Origin of the sequence: Azospirillum brasilense (assembly GCF_003349955.1) — a bacterium.
Lineage (GTDB): Bacteria > Pseudomonadota > Alphaproteobacteria > Azospirillales > Azospirillaceae > Azospirillum > Azospirillum brasilense_B.
In genome coordinates this window covers 24779-48475 of sequence record NZ_QLKQ01000057.1, presented here as the reverse complement: position 1 = coordinate 48475, position 23697 = coordinate 24779, and the positions used below count along the sequence as shown (strand labels likewise).

26 protein-coding genes and 3 tRNA genes are annotated in these 23697 nt (G+C 71.8%); 7 read left to right on the top strand and 22 right to left on the bottom strand.

The features are described from left to right. The first annotated feature begins 121 nt into the window (after positions 1-121). From DXK32_RS22410 to DXK32_RS22400, 4 genes are all read left to right on the top strand, one after another. Positions 122-1327 (top strand): CoA transferase, encoded by a 1206-nt coding sequence (locus DXK32_RS22410; protein WP_040137917.1) that lies wholly within the window; start codon positions 122-124, stop codon positions 1325-1327. A 93-nt stretch (positions 1328-1420) separates the two neighbouring features. Then, positions 1421-1576: a hypothetical protein gene (locus DXK32_RS32755; protein WP_205215801.1), complete on the top strand. Its 156-nt coding sequence runs from the start codon at positions 1421-1423 to the stop codon at positions 1574-1576. A 125-nt stretch (positions 1577-1701) separates the two neighbouring features. Further along, entirely contained in the window at positions 1702-2307 is a 606-nt protein-coding gene (locus DXK32_RS22405) for a cytochrome c oxidase subunit 3 family protein (RefSeq protein WP_114860530.1), read from the top strand. Between the two features lie 3 nt (positions 2308-2310). Beyond that, complete coding sequence (locus DXK32_RS22400) at positions 2311-2586, top strand: cytochrome C oxidase subunit IV family protein (RefSeq protein WP_114860529.1); 276 nt, start codon at positions 2311-2313, stop codon at positions 2584-2586. Positions 2587-2647: 61 nt separating this feature from the next. Here DXK32_RS22400 and purT read toward each other — a convergent pair whose 3' ends face one another. Together purT and DXK32_RS22390 are read right to left on the bottom strand one after the other, a co-directional pair. Beyond that, positions 2648-3817 carry a formate-dependent phosphoribosylglycinamide formyltransferase gene (purT, locus tag DXK32_RS22395; RefSeq protein WP_114860528.1) on the bottom strand — a complete coding sequence of 390 codons (1170 nt, stop codon included), beginning with the start codon at positions 3815-3817 and terminating at the stop codon, positions 2648-2650. Positions 3818-3907: 90 nt separating this feature from the next. Beyond that, entirely contained in the window at positions 3908-4405 is a 498-nt protein-coding gene (locus DXK32_RS22390; RefSeq protein WP_114860527.1) for a hypothetical protein, read from the bottom strand. A gap of 351 nt (positions 4406-4756) precedes the next feature. On the opposite strand from DXK32_RS22390, the gene DXK32_RS22385 reads away from it, so the two are divergent. From DXK32_RS22385 to DXK32_RS22375, 3 genes are read left to right on the top strand one after another with little or no spacing between them, the layout of a single operon-like run. Further along, positions 4757-5779 (top strand): iron ABC transporter substrate-binding protein, encoded by a 1023-nt coding sequence (locus tag DXK32_RS22385; RefSeq protein ID WP_247877288.1) that lies wholly within the window; start codon positions 4757-4759, stop codon positions 5777-5779. Beyond that, entirely contained in the window at positions 5703-6788 is a 1086-nt protein-coding gene (locus DXK32_RS22380) for a FecCD family ABC transporter permease (RefSeq protein ID WP_247877287.1), read from the top strand. Before DXK32_RS22385 ends, DXK32_RS22380 begins: the two co-directional genes overlap by 77 nt. Next, complete coding sequence (locus tag DXK32_RS22375; protein ID WP_114860524.1) at positions 6785-7588, top strand: ABC transporter ATP-binding protein; 804 nt, start codon at positions 6785-6787, stop codon at positions 7586-7588. The genes DXK32_RS22380 and DXK32_RS22375 overlap by 4 nt, the downstream gene beginning before the upstream one ends. A 7-nt stretch (positions 7589-7595) precedes the next feature. Here the strand turns inward: DXK32_RS22375 and DXK32_RS22370 are convergent, their stop codons facing one another. The 20 genes from DXK32_RS22370 to DXK32_RS22275 all read right to left on the bottom strand — a co-directional run bounded on the left by DXK32_RS22370 (position 7596) and on the right by DXK32_RS22275 (position 23693). Further along, on the bottom strand, positions 7596-8249 hold the full coding sequence (locus tag DXK32_RS22370; RefSeq protein WP_114860523.1) for a sulfite oxidase heme-binding subunit YedZ: 654 nt from the start codon (positions 8247-8249) through the stop codon (positions 7596-7598). Position 8250: 1 nt separating this feature from the next. Then, positions 8251-9198 (bottom strand): protein-methionine-sulfoxide reductase catalytic subunit MsrP, encoded by a 948-nt coding sequence (msrP, locus tag DXK32_RS22365; protein ID WP_114860522.1) that lies wholly within the window; start codon positions 9196-9198, stop codon positions 8251-8253. A 119-nt stretch (positions 9199-9317) separates the two neighbouring features. Then, positions 9318-10346, bottom strand: a complete 1029-nt coding sequence (locus tag DXK32_RS22360) for a Gfo/Idh/MocA family protein (protein ID WP_114860521.1) — start codon at positions 10344-10346, stop codon at positions 9318-9320. A 5-nt stretch (positions 10347-10351) separates the two neighbouring features. Next, positions 10352-10987 (bottom strand): bifunctional 4-hydroxy-2-oxoglutarate aldolase/2-dehydro-3-deoxy-phosphogluconate aldolase, encoded by a 636-nt coding sequence (gene eda / locus DXK32_RS22355; protein WP_114860520.1) that lies wholly within the window; start codon positions 10985-10987, stop codon positions 10352-10354. Next, the gene (locus DXK32_RS22350; protein ID WP_247877286.1) at positions 10984-11682 is read right to left on the bottom strand and encodes a GntR family transcriptional regulator; all 699 of its coding nucleotides are present in this window, start codon (positions 11680-11682) and stop codon (positions 10984-10986) included. Before DXK32_RS22350 ends, eda begins: the two co-directional genes overlap by 4 nt. A 73-nt stretch (positions 11683-11755) precedes the next feature. Further along, the gene (locus DXK32_RS22345; RefSeq protein ID WP_114860533.1) at positions 11756-12688 is read right to left on the bottom strand and encodes a sugar kinase; all 933 of its coding nucleotides are present in this window, start codon (positions 12686-12688) and stop codon (positions 11756-11758) included. A gap of 147 nt (positions 12689-12835) precedes the next feature. Beyond that, complete coding sequence (locus tag DXK32_RS22340; protein ID WP_114860518.1) at positions 12836-13780, bottom strand: DMT family transporter; 945 nt, start codon at positions 13778-13780, stop codon at positions 12836-12838. Positions 13781-14093: 313 nt separating this feature from the next. Continuing rightward, positions 14094-14168: transfer RNA gene (locus tag DXK32_RS22335), tRNA-Gly, on the bottom strand. Positions 14169-14172: 4 nt separating this feature from the next. Then, a tRNA-Asp gene (locus DXK32_RS22330) sits at positions 14173-14249 on the bottom strand. Between the two features lie 4 nt (positions 14250-14253). Then, positions 14254-14329, bottom strand: a tRNA-Asn gene (locus tag DXK32_RS22325). Between the two features lie 95 nt (positions 14330-14424). Beyond that, positions 14425-14799, bottom strand: coding sequence for a response regulator (locus DXK32_RS22320; protein ID WP_035682866.1), 375 nt, complete (start codon positions 14797-14799; stop codon positions 14425-14427). A 175-nt stretch (positions 14800-14974) separates the two neighbouring features. Continuing rightward, positions 14975-16417 (bottom strand): TadE/TadG family type IV pilus assembly protein, encoded by a 1443-nt coding sequence (locus tag DXK32_RS22315; protein WP_114860517.1) that lies wholly within the window; start codon positions 16415-16417, stop codon positions 14975-14977. Further along, positions 16414-17022: a TadE/TadG family type IV pilus assembly protein gene (locus DXK32_RS22310; protein ID WP_114860516.1), complete on the bottom strand. Its 609-nt coding sequence runs from the start codon at positions 17020-17022 to the stop codon at positions 16414-16416. The genes DXK32_RS22315 and DXK32_RS22310 overlap by 4 nt, the downstream gene beginning before the upstream one ends. Before the next feature lie 5 nt (positions 17023-17027). Continuing rightward, positions 17028-17591: a TadE/TadG family type IV pilus assembly protein gene (locus DXK32_RS22305; protein ID WP_114860515.1), complete on the bottom strand. Its 564-nt coding sequence runs from the start codon at positions 17589-17591 to the stop codon at positions 17028-17030. Positions 17592-17600: 9 nt separating this feature from the next. Beyond that, on the bottom strand, positions 17601-18434 hold the full coding sequence (locus DXK32_RS22300) for a tetratricopeptide repeat protein (RefSeq protein ID WP_114860514.1): 834 nt from the start codon (positions 18432-18434) through the stop codon (positions 17601-17603). Then, the gene (locus DXK32_RS32750; protein WP_205215800.1) at positions 18431-19453 is read right to left on the bottom strand and encodes a type II secretion system F family protein; all 1023 of its coding nucleotides are present in this window, start codon (positions 19451-19453) and stop codon (positions 18431-18433) included. Before DXK32_RS32750 ends, DXK32_RS22300 begins: the two co-directional genes overlap by 4 nt. Then, entirely contained in the window at positions 19450-20415 is a 966-nt protein-coding gene (locus tag DXK32_RS22290; protein WP_114860513.1) for a type II secretion system F family protein, read from the bottom strand. Before DXK32_RS22290 ends, DXK32_RS32750 begins: the two co-directional genes overlap by 4 nt. Before the next feature lie 16 nt (positions 20416-20431). Beyond that, on the bottom strand, positions 20432-21823 hold the full coding sequence (locus DXK32_RS22285) for a CpaF family protein (protein WP_205215799.1): 1392 nt from the start codon (positions 21821-21823) through the stop codon (positions 20432-20434). After that, the gene (locus tag DXK32_RS22280; RefSeq protein ID WP_114860512.1) at positions 21820-23031 is read right to left on the bottom strand and encodes an AAA family ATPase; all 1212 of its coding nucleotides are present in this window, start codon (positions 23029-23031) and stop codon (positions 21820-21822) included. Before DXK32_RS22280 ends, DXK32_RS22285 begins: the two co-directional genes overlap by 4 nt. After that, positions 23028-23693, bottom strand: coding sequence for a CpaD family pilus assembly lipoprotein (locus tag DXK32_RS22275; protein ID WP_247877285.1), 666 nt, complete (start codon positions 23691-23693; stop codon positions 23028-23030). The genes DXK32_RS22280 and DXK32_RS22275 overlap by 4 nt, the downstream gene beginning before the upstream one ends. Between the last annotated feature and the right edge of the window lie 4 nt (positions 23694-23697).

Sequence of the window (23697 nt, the reverse complement as noted above, 5' to 3'; positions counted from 1 at the left end):
CCCCGGCCCTCCCCCGCTCCCGCAGGGGAGGGAGAATGGTCCCCTCCCCTGCGAAGCGGGGGAGGGTTAGGGTGGGGGCACCCCCGTCCACCACGTCGTTTCCATCTGGATCGAGACTCCCATGTCCTCGCTTCTCTCCGATCTGCGCGTCGTCGAGGTGTCGGCCTTCATCGCGGCACCGCTGGGCGGCATGACGCTGGCCCAGCTGGGCGCCGAGGTGATCCGCATCGACCCCATCGGCGGCAACATCGACTACCGGCGCTGGCCGGTGGCGCCGAACGGCACCAGCCTCTACTGGACCGCGCTGAACAAGGCGAAACGGTCGGTGACGCTGGCGCTCGACCGGCCGGAGGGGCGGGAGATCGCCCAGGCGATCATCACCGCCTCGGGCGAGAACGCGGGCTTCCTGCTGACCAACCTGCCGGCCAGCGGCTGGATGGGCTACGAGGCGCTGTCGGCCAAGCGCGACGACCTGATCATGCTGCGGCTGACCGGCAACCCGGACGGGTCGGCGGCGGTGGACTACACCGTCAACTGCGCCAGCGGCTTCCCGATGGCGACTGGCCGCGGCGGCGAGCCGGTGAACCATGTGCTGCCGGCCTGGGACGTCGCCGCCGGCCTCTATCTGGCGACCGGCCTGCTGGCGGCGGAGCGGCACCGCCGCCGTACCGGGCGCGGGCAGGAGGTGACGGTGGCGCTGGCCGACGTCATGCTGGCGACGGTCGGCAACCTCGGCTACCTCGCCGACGTCCGGGTGAACGGCGCGGTGCGGCCGCCGATGGGCAACGACCTCTACGGCGCCTACGGGCGCGACTTCGCCACCGCCGACGGGCGGCGGGCGATGGTCGTCGCCATCTCCAACCGCCAGTGGAAGGCGCTGGGCAAGGCGACCGGGCTGACCGAGCGGCTGGCGATGATCGGCCCGCTGATGGACGTGGACATGAACGACGAGGGTGGGCGTTTCGTGGCGCGCGACGCCATCTCAGCCGTGCTCGCCCCCTGGTTCGCCGCCCGCACCCTGTCCGAGGTGGAGAGCGCCTTCGCCGGGGCGGGCGTGCTGTGGGGGCCGTACCGGGATTTCGGCCAGCTGGTGGCGGAGGACGCGCGCTGCTCCACCGCCAACCCGCTGTTCCGCGAGGTCGAGCAGCCGGAAGTCGGTCCGCTGCTGGTTCCCGGCTCGCCCCTCGGCTTCCCCGGCCTGGGCGAGCGCACCGACCACCGCCCGGCGCCGGTGCTGGGCCAGGACACCGACGCGGTTCTGGCCGATCTGCTCGGCCTGCCGTCGGCCGAGATCGGCCGCCTGCACGACGCCGGCATCGTCGCCTGATCTTGCGGGGGGAATGAGACGACCGGCGCGCCGGCGTGTTGGTGAGGCTTACGGCGGGCCGCAGCGGCCCGCCTCATGCCGGAGGATGACGCGATGGGCGACAACCGCAACACCGACTCCCAACCGCAAGCCGAGAAGGACCGCGCGACCGGCAAGCCCGAGGACCAGCCGGCGGCGACCAAGGACGAGATGACCAAGGCCCAGGAGGACGCCGCGCGGGAGCGCGCGGAGAAGGGCGGTTATCAGTGACCGGCGTTTGATGACCGGCGTCAACTGATCGGCAAAGGTCCGTGAGTTTGCCCCCGGGCAAAGACGGCGCCCCCTGGCCCGCGTCATGGTCCCTTTCGGTCATCACTTCCGGAAGGACAGCGGACATGACGGAAACGGCCGCGCCGGCGACGGTCGTCATCGCGGATGGCGTTGCGGACGGGGAGGCCGCCGCCGATTGGGGGCCCCTCTCCAGCCTGCCCGGCAACCCCATGATGTGGATTCTCGTCCTGGGGGAGCTGGCGGCCTTTGGGGCGATGTTCATCGCCTTCGCGGTGACGCGCGCCCTCGACCCGGCGACTTTCGACGCCTCGCAGGCGCAGCTGGACCGTCTGCTTGGCGGCGTGAACACCATGGTCCTGGTGACGAGCGGCTGGCTGGTCGCCGTCGCCCTGCGGCGCCGGGCCTCGGGCCTTTCCCATCGCCCGCTGATGCTCGGCGCGATGGCCCTCGGCGGCGTGTTCCTCGCCGTCAAGGCGGTCGAGTACGGCGACAAGATCGGCCGGGGCCTCACGCTGGAGACCAACAGCTTCTTCCAGCTCTATTATCTGCTGACCGGCTTCCACGCGATGCACGTCGCCGCGGGGTTCGTCATCCTGGGCATCGTCACCCGGTGGGACAGCTTGGAGAACCTGGAGACCGGGGCCGCCTTCTGGCACATGGTGGACCTGATCTGGGTGCTGCTCTACCCCATCGTCTATCTGCTGAGGTGAGCGATGGCGATCCTGACGCGCACCTGGATGGTGCTGATGCTGCTCACCGCCGTCTCGATGTGGGCGGGGCATGGCGGCGGCACTCTCGGCCCGCTCGGGGTTGGGCTGGTCCTCGCCGCGGCCACCGTCAAGGCCGACCGGATTCTCACCCACTACCTGGACCTTCACCGCGCGGATGGCGGCTGGCGGGCGGGGTTCCGGATGCTGCTCACCCTGCTGGGGGTGATGCTTTTCGGGATCTATGTTTTGTATCCGATGATCGGCGCGGCTCTGCGCTGAGCGGTGGTTTACAGCCGGGCGCGACCGTCGAAGGCCGGCGGTCGCGCCCGGCTCCCTAACCTCACTCGTAGCGGATGCTGATCGCCGAGGCCGCCTTGAGCGCACGCTCGCGCGCGTCGTCGGTGTCTGTGCCGGCGGCGAGCGCCACGCCCATGCGGCGGTTCTTGCGGGTCGTCGGCTTGCCGAACAGGCGGACGTCCACGTCATGCTCCGGGCTGCCCACGCGCATGGCGTCGGCCAGCCCTTCGATGGCGAAGCGCTCGGCCTCGCGGTCGGCCAGGATGACGGCGGAGGCGGCCGGGCCGCGGACATGGATCGCCGGGATCGGCAGGCCCAGGATGGCGCGGGCGTGCAGGTCGAACTCCGACAGGTTCTGCGACAACAGGGTCACCATGCCGGTGTCGTGCGGGCGCGGCGACAGCTCGGAGAAGACGACCTCGTCCTTGGTGACGAAGAACTCGACGCCGAAGATGCCGTAGCCGCCGAGATTGTCCACGACCTTGGCGGCCATGTCCTTGGCGTCGTTGAGCAGCGCCGCGGGCATCGGCACCGGCTGCCAGGATTCCTGGTAGTCGCCGCGCTCCTGCCGGTGGCCGATCGGCTCGCAGAACAGGATGCCCTCGCGGGTGCGGACGGTCAGCAGGGTGATCTCGTACTCGAAGGGCACGAACTCCTCGACGATGACCTTGCGACGGTCGCCGCGCATGTTGGCGACGGCGTAGGTCCAGGCGGCCTCAAGCTCCTCCGCGGTGCGGACGGTGCTCTGTCCCTTGCCCGAGGAGGACATGACCGGCTTGATGACGCAGGGCAGGCCGGTGTGCTCCGCCCCGGCGACCACCTCCTCCAGGCTTTCGGCGTAGCGGTACTTGGAGGTGCGCAGGCCCAGCTCCACCGCGGCGACCTCGCGGATGCGGTCGCGGTTCATCGTCATGGTGGCGGCGCGGGCCGAGGGGACGACGGTCAGCCCGGCGTCCTCGAACTCGTGCAGCACCTCGGTGCGGATGGCCTCGACCTCCGGCACGATGAAGTCGGGCGTGTGCTTGGCGATGGCCGCGCGCAGGGCGTCCGCGTCGAGCATGGAGAAGACCTCCGCCGCGTCGGCGACCTGCATCGCCGGGGCGTTGGCGTAGCTGTCGCAGGCGATGACCTCGCAGCCGAGGCGCTTGGCGGCGATGACGAACTCCTTCCCGAGTTCGCCCGAGCCGAGAAGAAGGATTTTGGCCGTGAACATGCGCGGACTCCCGTGACGCAAACCCGTGACGCAACTGCCCGCGGAGCTTTACCCCAACACGGGCCGTGCGTACATGGCCGACTGCATGCGTTATTGCAGGCTGCCCCAGCGCCGCGTCGAGGGCTCGGCCAACGCCCAGCGCCATTGGCCGTCCTTGGCCCGGCAGACCGTGGTGACGTTGAGGTCCGGCGCGTCGTCCAGCGTGAAGACCACGTCCTTGCAGGGAATCGCCTCGCCGAAGCCGCGCGCCACCTGCACGGTGCCGGTCTTGCCGCTGAGCGGAAGCTTCTCCTCCACCGTCCAGGTCGCCGATTGGCCGACGGCGAGCGGACCCGCGGCGCGGGCGACGGCGTTGTGGACGTTGTCGGTGATCCGCCGCTCGGCGTATTTCACGCCCTGGTCGATGCCGTAGCTGACCCCGGCGCCGGCGATGACGCCCAGGACCGGGTTGCCGGTGGCCGAGCCGACCGTTGCCGCCACGCCCGCCGAGGTCACCCCGGTGACCGCCGAGCCGAACCCGGCGCAGCCGGACAGCGCGAGCAGGGCGGCGGTGGCGAGGGCGGCGCGGCGGAGGGCGGATGCGGTCATCGGGCGGCACGGGGGTGGTGAGCGGACCGCCGCACCCTATCCGTTCGGATGGGGAGGCCGTCCGTGGCCAAAGCGTGACCTTCGCGGGGCGGTTCGGCGCGCTTGCCCTATGGACGGTGGCGGGCGCAGACCCCATGCTTTGGGTAGCAAGGCAGTCGATCCAGCCCTCTCCCCTCCGGGGAGAGGGTGGCCCGCAGGGCCGGTGAGGGGGATGCGCGTGTCGCTGCGTTCGGCAAAAGCGCACCCCCCTCACCCTAACCCTCTCCCCGGAGGGGAGAGGGGACTTTGAGTGCAGATGCATGGGGTGACGGAGTGAACAGGGGCGTGGGCATACGCGGATGGATGGCGGGCATGGGAGCCGGGCTGCTGCTCGCCCTGCTGGCCGGCCCGGCGGCGGCGGAGCGGGTCGTCACGGACTCCTCCGGGCGCCGCGTCGCCGTGCCGGACCGGGTGGAGCGCGTGTTCCCCGCCGGGCCGCCGGCCTCCGTCGTCGTCTACATGCTGGCACCCGAGAAATTGCTGGGCTGGACGCGGGCGATCAGCCCGCCGGAGCGGCCCTTCCTGCCCGACCGCTACGCCGACCTGCCGGAGCTGGGGCGGCTGACCGGGCGCGGCAACACCGTCAATCTGGAAACCGTGGTGGCCGCGAAGCCGGACGTCGTCGTCGATGTCGGCAGCACCGCCCCGACCTTCGTCTCGCTGGCCGACCGGGTGCAGGAGCAGACGCGGGTGCCGACCCTGCTGATCGACGGGCACCTCGCCGACTCCGCGCGCACCTTCCGCACGCTCGGCGCGCTGATGGGCGTGGCGGAGCGGGGGGAGGAACTGGCCCGCTACGCCGAGCGGACGCTGAACGACGTGCGCCGCCGCTTCGACGACGTGCCGGAGGGCAAGCGGCTGAAGGTCTACATGGCGCGCGGGCCGCGCGGCCTGCAGACCGGCATCCGCGGCTCCATCAACGTCGAGGCGCTGGACGTCGCCGGGGTGCACAACGTCGCGGCGGAGACTCTCGGCAACGGCGGGCTGGTCAACGTGTCGATGGAGCAGGTTCTGGCTTGGCAGCCGGACGCCATCGTCACCATCGACCGCGGCTTCTACGAGAGCGTGTGGACCGACCCGCTGTGGCAGGGGGTGAAGGCGGTGCGCGACCGGCGCGTCTATCTTTCGCCGGGGCTGCCCTTCACCTGGATCGATTCCCCGCCCGCCGCCAACCGCCTGCTCGGCCTGCGCTGGCTGGGCGCCGTCCTCTATCCGGAGCTGTTTCCGGAGGATCTGCGCGAGGAGACGCGACGCTTCTATGCCCTCTTCTACCACCGGGAGCCCACCGCGGAGCAGATCGACGCCCTCCTCGCCGGCAGCCGCCCGCCGGGGTGAGGTCCCCTTCGCGCTGACGCTGGGCGGGGTGGCCGCGCTGCTGGTCGCCGCGGTCTGCGTCGCCTTCAGCATCGGTGCCTATCCCGTCGCGCCGGGTGAGTTGGCCGGGCTGCTCGCGGCCAAGCTGGGGCTCGGCAGCGCCGCCGTCGCCCCGGCGGTGGAGACGGTGATCTGGGACATCCGTGGCCCGCGCGTGCTGACCGCCATGCTGGTCGGGGCGGGGCTGGCCGCCTCGGGTGCGGCGTACCAGGGGCTGTTCCGCAACCCGCTGGTCTCGCCGGACATCCTCGGCGTGTCGTCGGGGGCGGCGCTGGGAGCGGTGCTGGGCATCTTCGCGTCGCTGCCGGTCCTCGCCATCCAGGGCATGGCCTTCGCGGGCGGGCTGCTGGCGGTCGGGGTGGTGCTGGCCGTCGCCTCGGCCATCCGCGGGCGGGACCCGGTGCTGGTCCTGGTGCTGGGCGGCGTGGTGATCGGGGCGCTGCTGGGCTCCGGCGTGGCGCTGCTGAAGTATCTGGCCGACCCCTACAACCAGTTGCCGGCGATCACCTTCTGGCTGCTCGGCAGCCTGTCGGCGGTCAACCGCGGCGATCTCGCGGCGCTGGTCCCGCCGGTGGCGGTGGCGCTGCTGCCGCTGGTGCTGCTGCGCTGGCGGCTCGACGTGATGACGCTGGGCGACGAGGAGGCGACGGCGCTCGGCGTGCCGGTGCGGGTGGTGCGGATCGTGGTGATCGTGGCGGCGACGCTGATGACCGCCGCCGCCGTGTCGGTCAGCGGGATCGTCGGCTGGGTCGGGCTGCTGGTGCCGCACCTCGCCCGGCTGATGGTCGGCCCGGCCTTCGTCCGGCTGCTGCCCACGGCGGTGCTGCTGGGGGCGGCCTATCTGCTGGCGGTGGACACGCTGGCGCGCAGCCTGGGGCCGGTGGAGCTGCCGCTGGGCGTGCTGACCGCGCTGATCGGCACGCCGGTCTTCCTCTGGCTGCTCGCCTTCGGAAAGCGCGGCTGGTCATGAGCGCGCGGCTGTCGGTGGAGGATCTCGCCTTCGGCTACGGCGAGCGGGTGGTCGGCGCCGGGGTTGGCTTCGCCGTGGCGGCGGGGGAGGTGCTGTGCCTGCTCGGCCCCAACGGTGGCGGCAAGACGACGCTGTTCAAGACGTTGCTCGGCCTGCTGCCGCCGCGCGGTGGGCGGGTGCGGGTCGATGGCGAGGACACCGCCGGCTGGTCGCCGCGCCGCCGGGCGCTGGCCTTCGGCTATGTCCCGCAGGCGGGGGCGGGGCAGTTTCCCTTCACCGTGCGCGAGATGGTGCTGATGGGCCGCACCGCCCACCGCGGCGCCTTCAGTGCCCCCGCCGCGTCCGACCACGCTGCCGCCGAGGCCGCGCTGGAACGGCTGGGCATCGGGCATCTGGCCGAGCGCGACTGGCTGCGCATCAGCGGCGGCGAGCGGCAGATGGCCCTGATCGCCCGCGCGCTGGCCCAGGCGCCGCGCGTCCTGGTGCTCGACGAGCCGACCGCCAGCCTGGACTTCGGCAATCAGGTCCGCGTGCTGGAGCAGGTGCGGCGGCTGGCCGACGGCGAGGGCGGGGAGGGGCTGACGGTCGTCTTCTCCACCCACCACCCGGAGCAGGCCTTCGCCATCGCCGACCGGGTGGCGCTGCTGCACGGCGGGCGGCTGGCCCGTTTCGGCACGCCGGACGAGGTCATCACCGCCGCGATGATGCGCGAGGTCTACGGGACGGAGGTCGAGGTGGTGGCCGTGGGGGCGGACGGGATGCGGGTGTGTTTGCCGGTTGGGCTCAAAAGGCCGGGCTGAGGCGGGCTCAGGTCCGGTAGGATGGGGAGAGCCGCCCGGCCGCCGGCGACTTCGCGTAGCGCAGCGCGACCAGCCCCAGGAGGATCGCCGCGTAGACGAAGGGCGGGTACTGCCAGCCCTTGACCAGCATCACGTAATGGACGCAGCCCGCCGCCCCGGCGACGAACACCGCCTTGTGCAGCGCCTTCCAGCGCCGTCCGCCGAGCCGCCGCACCATGCCGTTGGTCGAGGTCGCGGCCAGCGCCGTCAGGATCACGAAGGCGCCCATGCCGACAGTGATGTAAGGCCGCTTCACGATGTCCTTCCACACCGCCGCCCAGTCGAAGAACTGGTCCACCCCCACATAGACGGAGACGTGCAGCAGCGCGTAGAAGAAGGCGAACAGCCCGATCATCCGGCGGAAGCGCGCCAGTCCCGCCAACCCCGTCAGGATGCGCAGCGGCGTGACGGCCAGTGCGACGAGCAGCAGGCGCAGCGCCCACAGACCGCTCTGCCGCACCGCCTCGGCCACCGGCTCCGCCCCCAGCCCGCCGCTCAGCCCCAGCCAGACCATCCAGCCGAGTGGGAGGAGGCCCAGGGCGAACACCGCCGGCTTCGCCCAGCGCGAGGACAGCGCCTGGGCGACCGGTCCTTTCGACACATTTTTTTGGGCTGCGGCCATCTCAGTAGTTCTTCCGCAGATCCATGCCGGCGTAGAGCGACGCCACCTCCTCGCCGTAGCCGTTGAAGGGCAGCGTCTTGCGGCGGGAGAACTCGCCGACGCGGCGCTCCGTCGCCTGGCTCCAGCGCGGGTGGTCGACCTCCGGGTTCACGTTCGAATAGAATCCGTACTCGCGCGGCTGCGAGCGGTTCCAGGAGGTCGGCGGCTGGTCCTGCGTCAGGGTGATGCGGACGATCGACTTGATCGACTTGAAGCCGTACTTCCACGGCACGACCAGCCGCACCGGCGCGCCGTTCTGGTTGGGCAGCGTCTCGCCGTACATGCCGACCGCCAGGAGGGTCAGCGGGTGCATGGCCTCGTCCATGCGCAACCCCTCGACATACGGCCATTGCAGCACGGGGTACTTCAGGCCGGGCATCTGCGAGCGGTCGGCCAGCGTCTGGAAGGCGACGTACTTGGCGTTGCCGGTCGGGTCGACGCGCTTCAGCAGCTCGGCCAGCGGGAAGCCGACCCAGGGGATGACCATCGACCAGCCCTCGACGCAGCGCAGGCGGTAGACGCGCTCCTCCAGCGGGAAGGCCAGCAGGTCCTCGATGCCGAAGGTGGTCGGCTTGCCGACATCACCATCCACCGCGATCTCCCACGGGCGGGTGCGCAGCGTGCCGGCGTTCTCCGACGGGTCGGTCTTGTCCGTCCCGAACTCGTAGAAATTGTTGTAGCTGGTCGCCGACTTCATCGGAGTCTGGGCGTCCATCTTGGGGTCCTTCGGGCTGACCGTCAGCGGGGCCTGGAAGGGCGCGGCCAGCGCCGGACCCGACAGGACCCCCGTGCCGCCGAGCGCCAGGGCGGCAGCGCCGCCGGCCATGATCGAGCGCCGGGACAGGAACAGGCCGCGGGGCGTCACCTCACTCTCGCTGGCTTGCGACGCGCTCCGGACTTTGATGAGCATGAACACTCTCCACAGGAAAGCCGCCGGGAGGCGACAGCGCCCCCCATCCCTCATCTAGCCTTGGTCGCCGCTCCCGGCAAATCAAGCGCGGGACACGAGTTCGTGAGCGTGAAGTGAGGTCAGTCTTCCGGAACCGCCGTGACGGCGCCGCTTTCCGAGGATTGCAGGATCGCCTCGATCAGCCGGTGGACCTTCAGCGCCTCCCGGCCGGACACGCGCGGCTGGGTGCCGTGGTCGAGCGCGTCGAGGAAATCGGCCAGCACGGCGCGGTGGTGGGCGTTGGAGAAGGCCATGGGATCGGCCCCGCCGCCCAGCGTGCCGGCCGTCTCCCCCGCCTGGACCGTCTCGCCGGAGCGCAGCTGCACCTCCAGCCGGTCGCCGGTCAGCAGGGCGGAGCCGGCGGTCCCGGCGATCTCGATGCGCTCCGGATAGCCGGGATAGGCCGCGGTGGTGGCGTCCACCGTGGCGAGCAGCCCGCCATCGTAGCGCAGGGCGGCGCACACCACGTCCTCGGTATCGATGGGGCGCAGGCCGCTGGTGTTGGCGAAGGCGGCCACCTCCCGCGGCAGGCCGAGCAGGCTGACATAGAGGTCCAGCGTGTGGATGGCCTGGGTGAGCAGCACGCCGCCGCCGTCGCGCGCCTTCATGCCGCGCCCCGGCTGGGCGTAATAGGCGTCGTCGCGCCACCAGCGCACCACGACGGAGGCCGACAGCGGGCGGCCCAGCGTGCCGGTGCGCAGCAGCTCCGCCAGCCGTTCGGCGGCGGCGCGGAAGCGGTGCTGGAGCATGACGCCGAGCGTCAGCCCGGCGCGCTCCATGCTCTCCACCACCGCGCGGCAGCCGGCCGGGGTGGCGTCCAGCGGCTTTTCCAGCAGGACATGCTTGCCGGCGGCGGCGCAGCGGGCGACGAGGTCGGCGTGGGTGTCCGGCGGGGTCAGCAGCAGGACGGCGGAGACGGTGGGATCGTCGAGGATCGCCTCCGCCCGGTCCACCGCCGGCAGGCCGAAGCGCGCCGCGAAGGCGGCCCGGCGCTCGGCGGACGGGCTGAAACAGCCCGCCACCTCGACGCGGTCCGCCAGATCCAGCAGGCTCTGGGCGTGCGGCGTCGCCGCCATGCCCAGCCCGATCACGCCGACGCGCCGCCGCATCCGGCTCAGCCCTGGGCCAGGGCGGAGGCCTCGCGGGCCAGCCGCTCGATCTCGGACCAGCGGCGCTCCTTCACGGCGTCGGCCGGGGTCAGCCAGGTGCCGCCCAGCGCGAAGACGTTGGGGAGCGACAGGATCTCCTTCACATGCTCGGCCTTGAGGCCGCCGGTCGGGCAGAAGCGGATCTCCGGCATCAGCGGCGCCATGCCGCGCAGCGCCGGGGCGCCGCCGTTCAGCATCGCCGGGAAGAACTTCAGCTCGCGGAAGCCGTGCTCCATGGCGATCAGCGCCTCGGCCACCGTGGCGATGCCCGGCAGATAGGGCAGGCCGGCGGTCTTGGCGGCCTCGGCCAGACGGTCGGTCAGGCCGGGGCTGACGACGAAGTGGGCGCCGGCGTCGCGGGCCTGGGCGAACTGTTCCGGCCGGATCAGCGTGCCGAGGCCGACCAGGGCGCCCGGAACGCGGGCGGCGATGGCCTCCGCGCAGGCCAGCGCGGCCGGGGTGCGCAGCGTCACCTCCAGCGTGTTCAGGCCGCCGGCGACCAGCGCCTCGGCCAGGGCGACCGCGGTGTCCGGCTCGTCGAGGACGAGGACCGGGACGATGCGCGGGCCGGACAGGGAGGGTTCAAGACGCGGGTGGGTCATGTCAGGGCCTCGGCAGGAGAGAAGTAGAGTGGGGTGGCGTGCCGCATGTCGTCGATGGTCAGCAGCAGGCCGTCGATGTGGTCGCCGAGCGCCGTCACCGCGCGGTCGGGGTCATGGTCCGCGATGGCGGCGACGATGGCCTCGTGCTCGGCGATGACGGTCGCCAGGCGGCCGGGATAGGGAAGGGTCAGGTGGCGGCAGCGGTCGATCTGCACCTTCACCTGCTGGGTGATCGGCCAGAAACCGGGATAGCCGGCGATGTCGGCGATCAGCGCGTGGAACGCCTCGTCCGCCTGATGGAACCCGTCGGCGCAGCCCGAGGCGTCGACCTCGCGCTGGCGCTCCAGGTTGGCCTGCAGCGCGGCGACCTGGCTGCGGGTGGCGCGTTCCGCGGCGAAGCGGACGGTCGCCTGCTCCAGCGTCTTGCGGATCAGGTTGGCTTCCGGCAGGTCGGCGATGGGAATGCGGGCCACGAAGGTGCCCGATTGGGGAAAGACCTCCACCAGCCCCTCGTCGGCCAGCCGCAGGACGGCCTCGCGCACCGGGGTGCGGCTGACGCCGAAGGCTTCGGCCACCAGCTTCTCCACGATCGGGTCGCCCGGCTTGCGGGCCAGCGACACGATGTCGGCCCGCAGGTCGCGGTAGATCGCCGCCGCCGCCGTGGTCCCGCGCTGCGAGGCGCGGGGCGGCTTCATGGTTCCCGGGGCGGTCGATGTTTGGCCTGTGAGGGTTGGGGCTGGGGGCATGGAGGGTCCCTCCGTCAGGGGATCAGCCGTCCAGCACGGACGCCATGGCGTCGCGCGGGATCACGGCGCCGCGGTGCTGGATGACCACGGCGGCGATGCGGTGGGCGGAGCGCGCCGCCTCCACCGGGCCGAGGCCCTTCAGGCGGGCGCTGAGGTATCCGGCGCTGAAGCTGTCACCCGCCGCGGTGGTGTCCACGACCTTGGCGACCTTCTCCGACGGCACAATCTCCTCGACGCCGGGGGCGGACACGATGCAGCCCGGCTTCTCAAGCTTGAGGACGATCTCCGTCACCCCGGCGCCGCACACGCGGGCCATGGCGGTGTCGGCATCGGCGTCGCCATAGAGGCCGCGCAGATCCTCGACGCCCGGCAGGGCGATGTCGGTGCGCCGCAGCATCGCGTCGTAGGCGCGCTGCGCCGTCTCGCGGTCGGGCCACAGGCGGGGGCGCCAGTTGGTGTCGAAGGCGACGCGTCCGCCGCGCTCGCGCAGGAGGTCGAGCATGGGAAACAGCACCTCGCGCCCGCGCTCGCCCCAGATCGCCAGGCTGATGCCCGACATGTAGAGCAGGTCGTAGCCTTCCAGATCGGCGACCAGCGCCGGGCTGTCGGGCAGCACGAACAGGTCGCGGGCCGGCGCGGAGTCGCGCCAGTAGAGGAAGCGCCGCTCGCCGCTGTCGTCCGTCTCGATCATGTAGAGGCCAGGGACGCGGTTGGGAACGCGCAGCACATGGCCGGTGCCGACCCCTTCGGCCTCCCAGGTGGCGATCATGGCGTCGCTGTTGCCGTCGTCGCCCAGCGCCGTCACGTAATCGGTTGCCACGCCCAGCCGCGCCATGTAGACGGCGGTGTTCAGGGTGTCGCCGCCGAAGCCCATGGTGAAGGTCCCGTCGGGACGGCGCACCAGTTCGATCATGCATTCGCCAAGGGTCGCAACCCGGCGCGCGGACTCACCCATCGCCATCCCCCGTCCGGCGGTCCGATCCGCCGGTCTGTGCTAAAGAGTTCGAACAACACGGGTTTTTAGTCCCGTGCCTCCCAAGGGCAAGTATACTAATATATCAATATCCGAGGCAAGGCTTTTCGGGCGCTGGCCATGGCTTGGTCATGCGGCGTTTTGCTGCTGCCTCTTGCGCAGCCGCTCGCGGTGGGCGGTGTAGAGGCCGCTGGCGATGATGATCCCGGTGCCCAGGAAGGTCCAATGATCGGGCAGCGCGTCGAAGATCAGGAAGCCCAGCAGCGTGGACCAGACGATCTGCACGTAGGAGCAGGGGGCCAGAACCGACGCCTCGCCGAAGCGGTAGGCCTGGACCATCAGCCATTGCCCCATGGTCGAGACCAGCCCGACCAGGGCGCCCAGCGCCACCTCCGTTGCGGTCGGCATGGTGACGTTGAAGGGCAGCAGCACGGTCAGCACGGCGAGCCCGGTCAGGGCGGACCAGATCAGGGTGGTGGTGGGATGCTCCTGCCCGGTCATCTTGCGGGTGATGACCACGCCGGTCGCCCAGCTCATCGCCGACAGGATGGGGAAGATGGCCGCCGGCTGGAAGGCCGCCCCGCCGGGCCGGATGACGATCAGCACGCCGAGCAGCCCGACCAGCACCGCCGCCCAGCGGCGCGGCCCGATCTTCTCGCCCAGCACCAGGATCGACAGCACGGTGACGAAGACCGGCGAGACGTAGCTGGTCGCCGCCGCCTCGGCCAGGGGCAGGTAGTGCATGCCCATGATGAAGAACAGCGCCGACCCCAGCATGCCCAGCCCGCGCAGAACCTGGAGGCCGGGGCTGGCGGTCTTCATCACCGGCGGGCCGCCGCGGATCATCAGCGGCAGCAGCAGCGTGGTGAAGCCGACATAGCGCATCCATCCGATCTCGATGGAGGGCAGCGTCTGGGCCAGATACTTCGCCGTCGCGTCGGAACAGGAGAAGAAGAAGACCGCGGCGACGACCATCAGAATGCCGCGCACGGGATCGTCGCGGCGCTCGCGGCCATGGGACGGCATGGTCTGGGCGGCGGACACCTCTTCCGGGGGTCGGGAGCAGTCGGGCATGGCCGGAGGGCGCTTCCAGGCAGGAGGGCGGCAAGCGGAAGGTCGGCCCGGGTCTCTGGCCCGGTCAACCGTCAGGTTACTGATATATCATGCTTGGGAACAACGGTGCGGAGCGTCATGGCAGCCATACGGCCCGGCCTCATGAGTCCACAGGACAACCCGCAGCGCCGGCCTGCGGATCGGCCGTCGCTTCTCCCTGTGCGGCGCCAAGCCGCCGCATCGCCTCATCGGCTGGTTCCAAAAGGCGCCGGAAACGACGAGGGGCCGCTTGTCTGGACAAGCGGCCCCCGCAGACACTGTCGTGCCCCGAAACTGGAGCGGGCGAAGGGATTCGAACCCTCGACCCCAACCTTGGCAAGGTTGTGCTCTACCCCTGAGCTACGCCCGCAATGTGGCGCGAGTGACGGGACTTGAACCCGCGGCCTCCGGCGTGACAGGCCGGCGCTCTAACCAACTGAGCTACACCCGCAATATGGCTCCGGATGCTGGACTCGAACCAGCGACACGCGGATTAACAGTCCGCTGCTCTACCGACTGAGCTAATCCGGAACGGAGGCCGGCTTATACGGGTCCCAGCGGCACAGCGCAAGCAGGAACTTCACCGGACGGCGAAGTTTTTTGGCGGCCACCCTGCGGCGGTCCGATCAGGCGACCCCGAGCAGGCTCTGCACCGCCCGGACGATGCTGTCCTCGGAGAAGGGCTTCTGGACGACGGACAGCTGGCCCGGCTCCTCCTTGGGCAGGTTGTCGCTGTAGCCGGTGGTGACCAGGATGGGCAGCTCGGGGCGCTGCTCCTGCATGCGGGCGATCAGGCTGGTGCCGTCGAAGTGCGGCATGCGCAGGTCGGTGATCAGGATGTCGGCGGGATCGTTCTGGTCGATCTTGAAGGCATCGAACCCGTTGCGCCCGATGGTCACGCGGAAGCCGCGCTCCTCCAGGGTTTCGGCAATGGTGACCGCGACGACGGGGTCGTCCTCGGCAACGATCACATGAAAGGTCTGGGGGAAGGTCTGGGACATGACGGGCGGGCCTCTTGTCTGCACGGTCCCGATTCCTGTAGCCCATCGGGCGGCGGCGGACCAATGCTCAATAGGTCATAAACCGCCGTCTCCGCCATACCGCCCCCGGCCAAGGTGCCGGCCGTTCAGCACCGGCCGTTCAGCGCAGGCCGATCGGCGGCCGATCGGCGGCCGATCAGCGGATGATGCGCAGGTTGCTGAGCTGGCCGGCAATGGTGCGGAACACCGCCTGCAGGTCGGCCGGCGTCGGGCTGTCGAAATAATGGTTCGGGCCGGGCGAGGCGCAGCTTTCGTAGAGGGTCCTGGTGGCGCTGCTGGCGCTGTCGCCGACGGTGATGGTGAAGAGGGTGATCCCCGCCGCCTTCATGTTGCTGCACAGCGTCAGCATGCGGTTGTCGATCGCCGTCGTCACCTGGTTGGCGTTGGTGGTGCCCAGCAGCCCGTCGCCGAGGCGCTGGTAGCTGGTGTAGTCGCCCTGCGGCTTGTACTTGAACCATTCGTTGTTGCCGTCGGTCAGCAGAACGACCGCCTTGGACATGTCGGGCGTCCCGTAATCGAGCGGCAGCGTGTCCGGCGTCGTACCGCCCCACAGGCCGCGCCATTTCGGCGACAGGGTGAACCATCCGGCCTGAAGCCCCTGGTTCGCCATGGTGCCGCCGCGGTTCACCGGCTTCAGCCCGGCGATCTTGGCGAGCAGCGCCGAACGGTCGTTGGTCAGCGCCATGATCGGCGGCGGACAGCCGAGGTTCGGTCCGGCCATGTCGTTGGTCTGGCGGTAGGTGCCGTCGTCGGTGATGTTGGTGGGGGTCCAGGGGTTGTCGTTGTTGGTCCCGGTGTACTGGTTGTTCGGGTACCAGAAGGGCTTGAAGGGGGCGGAGGCCGGCGGGGTGTCCGTCTGGTCCTGCGGCTGGGTGCGCGCCAGGACGCAGCCGCGCCAGCCCTGGGAGGCCCATTTGGTGGCGTCGTAGCTGCCCGCCGCCAGCCAGTTGGTGCGGGTCTTGCCGATGTTGACCTCCGCCGCGTAGGGGGCGATGGAGACCCACAGATTCTTCGGCGGCGTGCTGCCCGGCCCGAACAGGATGTTGACGAGGTCGGTGGCGGCGCTGCGCAGCTCCCCGATGCGGTTGCTGGTCGCCATGGAGCCGGTGACGTCGAGCACCAGCGCCAGCTCCAGCCCGGCGTTGGCGCGCTGCACCTGGTTGGTGACGGAGATGGTCAGCTCGTTCACCTGCAGGACCCGCAGGAAGGTTGTCGGCAGGGTGGCGGTGACCGACACGCCGACGCGCTGGTTCGTCTGGTCCAGAGTCACCGCCGGGGTGCCGATGGCCGCCCCCAGGAAGCCCGGCGGCAGGTTGGCCGCGACGAACATGGCGATGTCGCTCTGGGCGTCCGCCGAGGAGTTCAGCATCTTGCCGGCGGCCAGCGCCCCGGCGTCGATGGCGGTCTGGAGCCGCGACTGCACCAGGAAGGCCCGGCCGTAATCCACCGCCAGCCCGACCATGCCCAGCAGTGGGACCGCGGCGGCGGCGAACATCAGCGCGGTGGCGCCCCGCCGGTCCCGCCGCACCGCGCCTAGGGAAGCGAGCAAGCGGACCACAGAGTTGAACGCTGTTCTCATGGCCCGGTCTCCAGCGTGGTGAGCGTGCCGAGCCGGGGCTGGTAGACGGCGCTGGCGTAGAGCGTCGTGGAGGTCCCGGCGTCGCCGAGCCACGGTCCGCTCAGCAGATAGGGGGTGAAGCGGTAGAACAGCTCGGTGAAGATGGCGTTGTCGCCGGGCTGCTGGGTGAAGCCGGGCGGCAGCGTGGCCGCCCCGCCCGCGGCGCCGTAGTGGCTGATGGCGGAGCCGGTGCCGGCCCGTTCCTGCCACATCACCCGCGATCCCTGGCCCATGTTGGCGACCGAGGTGACGATCACCTGCCCGCCGGCCATCAGGTCCAGGGGCTGGGCGACCTCCGTCGCGGCGAGGAACAGCACGCCGACCTCGTTCCCCTTCACCACGGTCATGCCGGCGCGCAGCTTGTCGAACTGGGTGGCGATGTCGCTGACGTTGGCGGCGGTGCGGTTCAGGGTCAGGGTGATGCTGACATAGCGCACCACGTCCACCGTGGCGGTGACCAGCAGCAGAAGGACCGGCGCCAGCAGCGCCATCTCCAGCGCCGCGACGCCGCGGCGGTCGTCCGGCAGGGCGCGGCGCCGGGATTTCGGGACCTGTGTCTCCATCATGCCGGTCACTCTCCCACCATGAAGGGTTCGTTGCGCACGGCCAGCCGGGCCTCGTGGATCAGCTCCGCCCGTCCCAGGACCGTGGCGCCCAGCCCGGTCAGCACCGGCTGGGTGTAGCGCAGCGTGTAGACGACGACCTGCCCGCTGCCGCCCAGCGCCGTCCCGGTCTGATTGGCGTCCCAGTCGGTGGAGCCGCAATTCAGGTCGGTGAGCGAGGTGGAGGGCGGAACCCCGCCGTTGATCTGGCCCAGCGTGGTGAAGGAGGCGTAGCTGTGGCTGCGCACCGACAGGCGGCTCTGGTCGAGCACCCGGCTGGTCAAGCGGTACACCGTGTCGCAGACCTGGGCGCGGCGGTCGGTGAATCCGCTCGCCAGCTCCCCCGTGAAGCCGCTGCGGGCGGCGGCGCGGGCGGCGTGGTTGAGCAGACCGTCCACGGTCAGCGAGTAGGACACCTCGGCCAGCGCGATCATGCCGGCGATCAGCGCCGGGGAGACGATCGCCAGCTCCAGCGTGGTCAGGCCCCGGCGGTCACGCAGGGCGCGGCGAACGGGAGAGGGGCGGCTGCGCATGGGGCCGCCTCACGGTTTGAAGGCGACGAACTGGCGCGCCGTCTCGTAGAAGGCCAGATTCGAGCGGACGTTGGCGTCGTCGAGGTCGAGCCGGGCCACGCGGGCCGCCGCCTCCCGGTCGCCCTTCAGCCCGTAGGCCAGCGCGAGGTTCTGGCGCACGCGGGGAGAATCAACCCCGCCCTGGACCAGCCCTTCCAGGATCGCCACGCCCTCCGCGCTGCCGTTCAGCGCCAGCGACAGGCCGAGGTTGGCCATGGCCGTCGCGTTGTTCGGTTCGGCCTTCAGGACGTGGCGGTATTCGCCCTGGGCCTCCGCGTGCCGCCCGGCGAGGTCGAGGGCGACGCCGCGGTTCAGGCGGGCGCGCAGGTCGTCGTCGTTGCGGCGGAGCAGGGCGTCGAAGCGGTTCAGCGCGTCGGCGGGGCGGTTGGCGCGGACCAGCGCGCGGCCCAGCGCCGTCTGCACCTCCACATTGTCGGGCACGGCGGCGGCGGCCTTCTGAAGCTCGACCACCGCGTCGGCGGCGGACCCGCTCTCCGACAGGATCTCGCCCAGCCCGAGCAGGGCGCCGACATGGCCCGGCGCCTGATCCAGCACCGCCCGGTAGAAGCGCACGGCGGAACCGGTGTTGCCCGCCTCCTGCGCGGCGCGGGCGAGGCGGAGCTGCACGCGCGCCTTGTCGTCCAGCGTGGCGTTGGCCGTGGGGCCGCTCTTCGACCCCACCGGCCCGCCGCCCGGCGCCGAGGCGCAGGCGCTGACCGACAGCAGCAGGAGGGCGGCCGCGGCGGCGCGGCCCAGACCGGAGAGGCGCTTTCTGGAGGACAGAAGGGACGGGGTGGCGATCATGGCTGACCTCCCTTGGTCTGGCTGCGGGGTGGGTTGGAAGGGGACTGGCTGGAATGGGTTTGCTGGCTGTTGCCGGCGCTGTCGAAGCTGCGCGAGACGTCGAGCATGGCGGGGCCGCCGACGACGATGAAGACGCAGGGCAGGATGAAGACCACCATGGGCAGGGTCAGCAGCACCGGCAGGCGGGCCGCCTTCTCCTCGAAGCGGGCGAGGCGCTGGGCGCGCATCTCCCCGGCCAGGACGCGCAGCGCCTGGGCCAGCGGCGTGCCGTAGCGCATGGCCTGGATCAGCGTCGTCGCCATGCCGCGCACGCCCTCCATGTCCAGCCGGGCGGCCAGATTGTTGAGCGCGCCGCCGCGGTCGGACAGCACGCGCATCTCCGCCGCGGTGGCCGACAGCTCGGCGCTCAGCGCCGGATAGGCGGTCGCCACCTCGCGGGCCACGCGGTCCACCGCCGCTTCCAGGCCGAGTCCGGCCTCGCCGCAGATCACCAGCAGGTCGAGCGCGTCGGGCAGGCCGTTGCGCACCTCCTCCAGGCGGCGGTCGCGCATCCGGCCCAGCGCCAGATCGGGCAGCCGCCAGCCGAGCAGGGCGCCGGCCACCACCTGCGCCGCCGCACCGGGCGCGCCGATCAGCGAGGGCAGCAGGTCCCCCGCCGCCGCCGGGACCAGCGCCATCCCGGCGCCGATGCACAGCAGCTTGATGCCGAGCAGGGAGGTGAGGTGGCCGGGCTGGTTGTAGCCGGCGGCGATCAGGCTCTTGCGCATCCGCTCGCGGTCGGCGGAGCCGACGAGCGGCGTGCGGGCCAGCGCGGCGCCGATCCGGCTCAGCAGGCTGCGGCGCTCCGTCTCCGGGGCGGCCGACGGCGCGGTTCCGGCGCGCAGCCGCTCCAGCCGGGCCAGCAGCCGCTCGCGCAGCGCGCAGGAGCGCAGCCCGGCCACCCCGGTCAGGATCATCAGGACGCCGAAGCCGAGAAGGACCGGCTGCGGGATCAGTCCGCCCATCAGGCCGCCGCTCATGACAGGGTCTTCCGGATGAGGAGCTGCATGGAGCCGACGCCGACCAGCAGCAGCCCGCCCGCCACCAGCAGCATCGTCTGGCCGCTCGGCTCGTCGATCAGCCGCCATGCGTAGTCGGGGTTCAGCATCGCCATGCCGCCGCCGGCCAGGAAGGGCAGGGCGGCCAGCACGGCGGCGGAGCTGCGCGCCTCCGAGGTCAGGGCGCGGGTGCGCATCTGCACGCGGCGGCGCTGGCGGATCATGTCGGCCAGATTCTCCAGCGGCTCCGTCAGGTTGCCGCCGGTTTCCCGCTGCAGCAGCAGGGTGACGACGAAGAAGCGGAACTCCGGCAGGCGGACGTTGGCGGCGGCGCGGGCCAGCACGGTTTCCAGGTCGATGCCCATGGCCGTCTCGTCGACGATGCGGCGGAACAGCGGGGCGATCGGCTCGGACAGCTCGGTGCCGACCATGCGCAGGCTTTCCGAGACCGGGATGCCGGCGCGGGTGGCGCGGACGACGAGGCTGATCGCGTCGGGAAGCTGGTTCATCAGCGCCTCCAGCGTCTTGCGGCGGCTGGAAGCGAAGACGAGGCGCGGGGTGACCAGCAGGGCCACGGCGGCGGCGGTCGTGGCGCCCGCGTCGCCCATCACCGGCCCGCCCAGCCACCAGCACAGCCCGGCGGCGACCACGGCGTAGAGCAGGGCCCGCCACAGCCGGATGCCCGGCGGCAGATAGACGGTCTGGCGCCGCGCGTAGAAGCGCGACATGCGCCGCTTCACCCGGTCGGCGAGGGTCGGGGACCCGGCGCCGGTGATGTCGGGGCTGCCGTCCTCCACCACCGCCCGCGCCTCGGCCGACAGGGCGGCCAGCCGGCGGCGCAGCGCCTTGCGGCGGCGGAACGCGCGCAGGGTGGACAGGGCGAACAGCAGCGTCCCGACGCCGAGGAGAAGGGTGGCGAGCTGCAGGGCCTGGATGCGGTCCATCGCGTGTCCCCTCCCGCTACAGGCCGGTGGTGGCGGCGTTCCAGGCCGCCTCCTGCCCGAAATAGGCCAGCCGCTCGGCGAAGCGCGGGCGCAGGCCGGTGGCGGCGTAGCGCCCCTCCAGGATCCCGTCGCGGTTCTCGCCGCGGAACTCGAAGGTGAAGAGGTCCTGGGTCAGGATCACGTCGCCCTCCATGCCGACCAGCTCGGTGACGTGGGTGATGCGGCGCACGCCGTCGCGCATGCGCTGGACCTGGACGATGACGTTGACCGCCCCGGCGATCTGCTGGCGGATGGCCCGGCTGGGCAGGCTCATCCCGGCCATCAGCACCATGTTCTCGACGCGGCTCAGCGCGTCGCGCGGGTTGTTGGCGTGGATGGTCGACATCGACCCGTCATGGCCGGTGTTCATGGCCTGGAGCATGTCGAAGGCCTCCGCCCCGCGCACCTCGCCGATGATGATGCGGTCGGGCCGCATGCGCAGCGCGTTGCGGACGAGGTCGCGCTGCGTCACCTGCCCCTGGCCCTCCAGGTTGGGCGGGCGCGTCTCCAGCCGGACGACGTGGGGCTGCTGGAGCTGGAGTTCGGCGGCGTCCTCGATGGTGATGACGCGCTCCGTCGCCTCGATGGGACGGGACATGGCGTTGAGCAGCGTCGTCTTGCCCGAGCCGGTGCCGCCGGAGATGATGACGTTCAGCCGGCAGCGCCCGATGATCTCCAGCGCGCGGGCCATCGGCTCCGACAGGCTGCGGAACTCCACCAGCTCGCGGAAGCCGATGGTGCGGCGGGCGAACTTGCGGATGGAGATGCAGGCGCCGTCGAGCGCCAGCGGCGGCACCACGATGTTGACGCGGCTGCCGTCGGCCAGCCGGGCGTCGACCATCGGGCTGGATTCGTCCACCCGCCGCCCGACCGCCGAGGCGATGCGCTGCGCGATGTTCAGCAGGTGACCGGCGTCGCGGAAGCGCACCGGCATCTCGACCAGCTTGCCGCGCTGCTCGGCGAAGGTGCGCGACGGGCCGTTGACCATGATGTCGGTGATCGCGTCGTCGGCCAGCAGCGGTTCCAGCGGACCGAGGCCGATCATGTCGTGGACCAGCTCCGTCGCCAGCGTGGCCTGCTCGCGCCCGTTCAACTGGCTGCGGCTGGTGGTGGCGATGTCGTCGATCAGCCGCTCGACCAGCGGGCGCAGGGTCTCCGCCGGCATGTCGGCGATGGTCGCCGGGTCGATGCGGGCCAGCACCTGCGACCGGATGTCGTTGAGCGAGCGGTTGACCGGGCGGACCGCGGCCAGCGGCGGGACGGAGACCGCCGCCGGTGCGGGGACCGGGGCGGGTTTCGGCTCCTCGGGCGGCGGGCCGGCGACCGCTAGGGAGGGGGGTGCGGCCTTGCGGCCGAACAGGGTGCTCATCGCCGCACCCAACGGCGGAACAGGCCGTCCTGGGCGGCGGGCTGGCCGGCGACGTCGGCTCCCAGCCGCTCCATCGCCTCGCGGAAGCGGCGGCAATGGCGGAAGGCCGGCTCGCCGACGCCCGCGGCGACAGCCAGCGGCACCGGGCGGTAGGGCAGGGCGTGCTCCGGCGGCTCGCCCAGCGTGCGCATCAGGTCCGCCGCGGGAAGCTCGCCGGGGGCGCCGCGCCGGTTCAGGACGGTGACGAGACGCCCGCCGCCGGACCGGCGCGCGACGGCGGTGCGCAGCCGCACCAGATCGCGCAGGCCCGCGACGCTGGCGTCGCCGACCAGGACCACGATGGACGCCGCCTCCAGCGTGGCGCGGGCGGCCCCGCCCTGGGCGCGGCCGGCGTCAACGACGACATAGTTGTGACGGGCCTGGAGACGGTTCAGCACCGACAGGGCGGCGGCCGGCGCGATGTCTATGACGTCCTCCACCGGCTCCTCCGCCGCCAGGACGGAGAGGCGGTCGGAGGCGGCGACCATGGCGCGCTCCATGAACACGTCGTCCACCCGGTCGGGGGCCTCGACCGCCTCGCGCAGCGCCGGCTCGGGCCGCAGGTTGAGGGCCAGCGCCACCGTGCCGTTCTGCAGGTCGAGATCGACCAGCGCCGTGCGCCCACGCGCCCCGTCGGCCAGCCAGCAGCCGAGATGCACCGCCACCGTGGTCGTGCCAACGCCGCCGCGCGCGCCGACCACCGCCACCAGCTTGCCCAGCCGTCCCGGCGCCTCGTCCGCCGCGGCACCGGCGCCGGCGGCGCGCAGCGCTCCTTCCAGCAGGTCGCGGGACAGCGGCTTGAACAGATAGTCGGTGACCCCGATCCGGCGCAGGTCGCGGTAGAGGCCGATGTCGTTGCTGTCGCCGATCGCGATGACCCGGACCGACGGGTCGCAGACCCCGGCCAGCGCCTCCATGGCGGCCAGCGGTTCGGCGACGCCGGACAGATCGACCAGCAGCAGGTCGGGCGAGCGCTGGCGAGCGAGATCGCGGACGGCGCTGCGGATGTCGCCGGTCCGCACCTCGCAGGGCAGCAGGGACGGGGCCGCGCTGTTCAGCAGGGCGGCGCTGGCCGCGTCGGCGACGTAGGCGAGCAGGCGGGGACCCGCGCCGCGGGCGGCGTCGGCCGGCGACGGCGCGTCGCCGAGAAGGGTGGCGAGCAGGCTCATTGCTCCTCCTGGCTTCCGTTCAGGGCGGGGGACAGCACGAAGGCGCTGGTGCTGTTGCCCTTCACGAAGGGCTTCACCTTGTCGGCGCGGTAGCGCTGGACGGCGCCGGCCATGCGCTGGCCGTCGGCGGGCACGGTCTCGCGCCCCTGGATCAGGTCGCGCGGATCGGCCAGCATCAAAGCGAGGTTGCGCTGGTTGCTGCAGCCCAGCGCCGCGGTCGGGCTGTTCTGGTACCAGCCGCTGTAGATGTCGCTCCACGCCGCGCACTCCGGGGCCAGCGCGACGTAGCTGGTGACCTGGAGCGCCGGGGCGCCGGTCTGGTCGGGAGCGAAGGTGACGTTCTCCGCCGGCACGCCGGCCCCGCCCAGCAGGGAGACGGTGGCGGCCTGCGCCGGGGCGGCCAGCAGCGGGCCGGTGACCGTCACGTGGGGGGTGGTGTCGCGGCCGAGCCCGGCCACCGTGCGGACCACGCGGGCGCGCTCCTCCGCCGCGATGGCGCCGCTGCGCGGGTCGATGGCGAAGGGGACGGCGTTGCTCAGCGCCCTCACGGCGGGCACTTGGGCGGCGGGCATCGCCGGGGGTGTCTGCGGCACGGCGCAGCCGCCCAGCAGACCCGTGAGGAGTGGCAGAAGCAGCATCGGCGTTCGCATGGCTTTGGGCATGGCG